The organism is Caballeronia sp., from assembly GCF_049581465.1.
In the GTDB taxonomy this organism is placed as follows: domain Bacteria; phylum Pseudomonadota; class Gammaproteobacteria; order Burkholderiales; family Burkholderiaceae; genus Caballeronia.
This window is the reverse complement of record NZ_JBAUSA010000369.1, coordinates 1-3,848: the sequence shown is the minus strand read 5'-3', so window position 1 is coordinate 3,848 and position 3,848 is coordinate 1. Positions and strand designations below refer to the sequence as shown.

4 protein-coding genes and 1 pseudogene are annotated in these 3,848 nt (G+C 61.5%); 4 read left to right on the top strand and 1 reads right to left on the bottom strand.

Going from position 1 to position 3,848, the window contains the following annotated elements; translation table 11 throughout:
- The 4 genes from WCA53_RS09195 to WCA53_RS09180 form a co-directional block, all read left to right on the top strand.
- On the top strand, nt 1-1,263 hold a 1,263-nt coding region (locus WCA53_RS09195; protein WP_423908256.1), incomplete at its 5' end, for a F0F1 ATP synthase subunit alpha.
- Nucleotides 1,260-2,150 (top strand): F0F1 ATP synthase subunit gamma, encoded by an 891-nt coding sequence (locus WCA53_RS09190; protein WP_423908254.1) that lies wholly within the window; start codon nt 1,260-1,262, stop codon nt 2,148-2,150. The genes WCA53_RS09195 and WCA53_RS09190, both read left to right, overlap by 4 nt.
- 50 nt (nt 2,151-2,200) lie before the next feature.
- Nucleotides 2,201-2,668 (top strand): universal stress protein, encoded by a 468-nt coding sequence (locus WCA53_RS09185; protein ID WP_423908252.1) that lies wholly within the window; start codon nt 2,201-2,203, stop codon nt 2,666-2,668.
- 72 nt (nt 2,669-2,740) lie between these two features.
- Nucleotides 2,741-3,415 (top strand): DUF1269 domain-containing protein, encoded by a 675-nt coding sequence (locus tag WCA53_RS09180; protein WP_423908250.1) that lies wholly within the window; start codon nt 2,741-2,743, stop codon nt 3,413-3,415.
- A gap of 88 nt (nt 3,416-3,503) precedes the next feature.
- Here WCA53_RS09180 and WCA53_RS09175 read toward each other — a convergent pair.
- Nucleotides 3,504-3,848, bottom strand: a pseudogene (locus WCA53_RS09175) (hypothetical protein); the annotation flags it as partial.

The following is a 3,848-nucleotide window of genomic DNA, read 5'->3' as shown; positions in this document are numbered from 1 at the left end:
GGCTTGCTCGGGCGTGTCGTCGACCCGCTCGGCCGGCCGCTCGATGGCGCAGAGCCGGTGAAAGCCGAAGCGCGGATGCCCATCGAGAGACCCGCGCCCAGCATCATCGAGCGCGATCTGGTCGCGCAACCTATCGCGACCGGCATTTTGCTGATCGATGCCCTTTTCGCGATCGGGCGCGGACAGCGCGAGTTGATCATCGGCGATCGGGCGACGGGCAAGACGTCGATTGCTATCGATACGATCGTCAATCAGAAGGATACCGATGTAATTTGCGTGTACGTCGCGATTGGCCAGCGCGCGTCGGCAGTCGAGCGCGTGATCGCGGCGGTTCGTGAACACGGTGCCCCTGAGCGTTGCGTGTTCATATTCGCTTCGGGCGCGGCATCGGCGGGGCTGCAATGGATCGCGCCCTTCAGCGCAATGACAATTGCCGAATATTTTCGTGACCGTGGCCAGCATGCGCTTGTCGTGATCGACGATCTGACCAAACACGCAGCGACACACCGCGAACTGGCCTTGCTCACCCGCGAGCCGCCAGGACGCGAGGCTTATCCCGGGGATATTTTCTATCTGCACGCGCGTCTTCTCGAAAGGGCCGCGAAGCTTTCACCAGAGCGCGGCGGCGGGTCATTGACCGCGCTGCCGATTGCCGAGACCGACGCCGGCAACCTGTCCGCCTATATCCCGACAAACCTCATCTCGATCACCGATGGCCAGATCGTGCTGGATACGGGCTTGTTCGCGGCCAACCAGCGCCCCGCGATAGATGTTGGCCTGAGCGTCAGCCGCGTTGGTGGCAAGGCGCAGATGCCGGCCTTGCGAAACGTGTCGGGACGTTTGCGCCTCGACTATTCGCAGTTCCTGGAGCTTGAGATGTTCTCGCGCTTCGGCGGCCTGACGGACGCGCGGGTGAAAGCGCAGGTGGTGCGCGGGGAGCACATTCGTGCGCTGATCACGCAGCCGCGCTTTACGCCGCTCAGGCCGGTGGACGAAGTCGCGCTCCTGGCCGCTCTTGCCGAAGGCGTGTTCGACAGCATCCCCGTCGACAACATTCCCGCGCTGCGCGCACGCCTCGCCGCGCACCTCGATGCACACGGCGGCAATGCGGCGGCTATATTGAAGGACAGCGGCAAGCTGGACCCTGCCTCTCTGGCTACGCTTGTGGGCGCCGTGCGCGAGCTCGCTCAGGCGTTTCAAGCGGAGAAGGTGGAGGTAGCGTCGGCGTCGGCCGCACCTTCAACCCAGTCGAGCGCGCCATGAGCAACAAGCTAAGCGAAGTTCAGGGCCGCATCTCGAGCGTGCATGAACTCGAATCGGTGGTGAGCGCCATGCGCGGTATCGCTGCGGCCCGCTCTCGTGAAGCGCAGAGCCGCATCGATGCAATCCGCGCGTGCGCGAACATAGTCGGGACCGCCATTGCCGATGCTCTGCGGCTCGAACAGCGCGATGAAGCGGGCACGCAAGCGAACGCCGCGCCCGATGCGGAGGTGGTTATCATTCTGTGCGCGGAGCAGGGGTTCGTCGGCACCTTCAACGAACACGTGGTCGAGACCGCGACACAGCGCCCTTCATTTCGTTTAGCAGAGTATTTTCTGCTCGGCGACCGCGGTTTGGCCGTTGCAGCCGAACATGGCCTGACGATCGGCTGGTCGGCACCGATGGTCGCGCACGCCGATGAAGTCACAGCTCTTGCCGACCGCATCACCGGTGTCCTGTATGAGCGGTTGAACGCGGGTCGCGCAACACGGGTGACGCTGCTCCACGCCGTACCGAATCCGTCGGAGACGATCGAAGTGGTTGAAAGCGCTCTATGGCCCTTCGATTTCAAGCGCTTCAAACAGGCGATCCGCGCCAATCCGCCGCTTGTCACGCTCTCGCCGCACAGACTGCTTGCCAAGCTTGCGGAGGAATACATCTACGCCCAGTTGTGCGAGGCGATCATGCTGTCGTTCGCCGCCGAAAACGCGGCTCGCATGCGCGCGATGATCGCTGCCCGCGCCAACGTCCACGACACGCTCGACAAGTTGATCGGGGAGTCGCGCCGTCTGAGGCAGGACGAGATCACCTCGGAGATTGTAGAGTTGTCGTCGGTGACGCTGGTAGCCGCCGCGCCTCGACGAACGAGGCATCGGCCGCGGCCGGCATGAACACCTAGCAAGTCAGCCGTTTTACAAAGTCCACCCGAGGTCAGTTCACCATGTACAAGCACATACTCGTCGCAATCGACGGCAGCGAAACGTCCGAGCTGGCACTTGAGACAGCTCTGCAGGCTGCCGAGGACAACAACGCGGAATTGCATCCGCTCTACGTCGTCGACAATCCGGCAATGTCGTACGACGTGCCCGGCTACGATCCGTCGGTTCTGCGCAACGCGATGCTCGAGGAAGGCAAGCGCGTCACCGACGAGGCGCTCGCGAAGATGCATCTTCGAAATGTGAGCGGCGCCGCTCAGATCGACGAAGTCGATTTAACCTTCGACAGTATCGCGAAGCGCATCCTGATCGCGGCGGACGCAATGAAGGCGGATCTGGTCGTGATGGGCACGCACGGTCGCCGAGGGTTTCAGCGGCTGGTACTCGGGAGTGTCGCGGAGCGCTTCGTTCGCATGGCGCATTGCCCGGTATTGCTGGTCCCTGGGCGGGCCGACGACGAGCCACATGCGTAGGGATCGGGTAGAGGTGACGGTTCTGCTAGCGGTCGTGTGAGGCGGCCGTAAAACCCTCTCGCCAGCAGAACCATGACCCCGAACACCGCCCTGCCGCTGAACGTCAACACTCCGCATCAAATGAACTGGATTGACTTGAATCAACAAGTCGAAAACGGGAAAGCCCAGTATCCACGCAGGCACCCTTGTTCAACGGAGAAGCAAATGACTGGAAACGACGTTCTGATTGCCACCTTTAACGACCACAGCGGGGCTGACAGCGCGGTGCGCAAGCTCATTGAAAATGGCTTCGACATGAAGCATTTCAGCGTGATCGGCAAGGGCTATCACACCGAAGAGAAAATCGTCGGCGTTTACAACACCGGCGACCGTATGAAGCTGTGGGGTAAATACGGTGCGTTCTGGGGCGCACTGTGGGGCATCCTCTTCGGCGGCGTTGTCCTGACGCTCCCGGTGGTCGGTCCGGTCGTCGTGGCGGGTTACTTCGCGTCAATCGTGGTCTCCGCCATTGAAGGCGCGGTTGTCGTGGGCGGCGTCAGCGCGCTGGTTGCAGCGCTCTTTAACGCAGGCGTTCCCAAGGACCACGCCGTCCATTACGAGACTGCGGTTCAGGCCGACGGATTTCTCGTCATGGCGCATGGCCCTGCCGAGGAATTGGAGCGCGCCCGCGAAGTCCTGAAAGAGTACAAGCCATCGAGCCTTGACCTGCATACAGCCACCAAGCCCGCGAGCGAAGTGACCGCTTGAGTTTTTCCTTGATATAACGGGACGGCGTGCTGCGCGCGCTGGCGCATGCCGTCTGGATTCAAGAACACGAGTTTCTTTTTGGAGCGCTTTAGGCAGAAACATTGATATCTCCCATTTGAGTCGCGGCTCCCTGCGCAATCTCAGCGGACCGCTTCTGCGTTCCTGGCAATTTTGGCAGGCTGGACGGCTCGATGATCTGACGCGGCCTAAAATAACCGCTGCTGTCGATGCGCAGGAACCCGGCGCGTGAATCATGCACGTACTTGTCGAACAGCTTCAACAGACCCGGAGATAGCGTCGGCGGATTTAGCCACGCATCCCAGTACGCGGCTTCCTCTTCTGATAGCGGCTTATTCATTTCACTTGGTCCGCCTGCTGTAGCAATCGCGCGCTCGTACTCGCTCCGGTCGTTCTTCCAGAGGTCCGTCAGGTA

Bases quoted from the DNA above. Each gene is read 5' to 3' on its own strand.
- WCA53_RS09180 (WP_423908250.1), top strand. From the start codon at position 2,741: ATGACCCCGAACACCGCCCTGCCGCTGAACGTCAACACTCCGCATCAA.
- WCA53_RS09190 (WP_423908254.1), top strand. From the start codon at position 1,260: ATGAGCAACAAGCTAAGCGAAGTTCAGGGCCGCATCTCGAGCGTGCAT.
- WCA53_RS09185 (WP_423908252.1), top strand. From the start codon at position 2,201: ATGTACAAGCACATACTCGTCGCAATCGACGGCAGCGAAACGTCCGAG.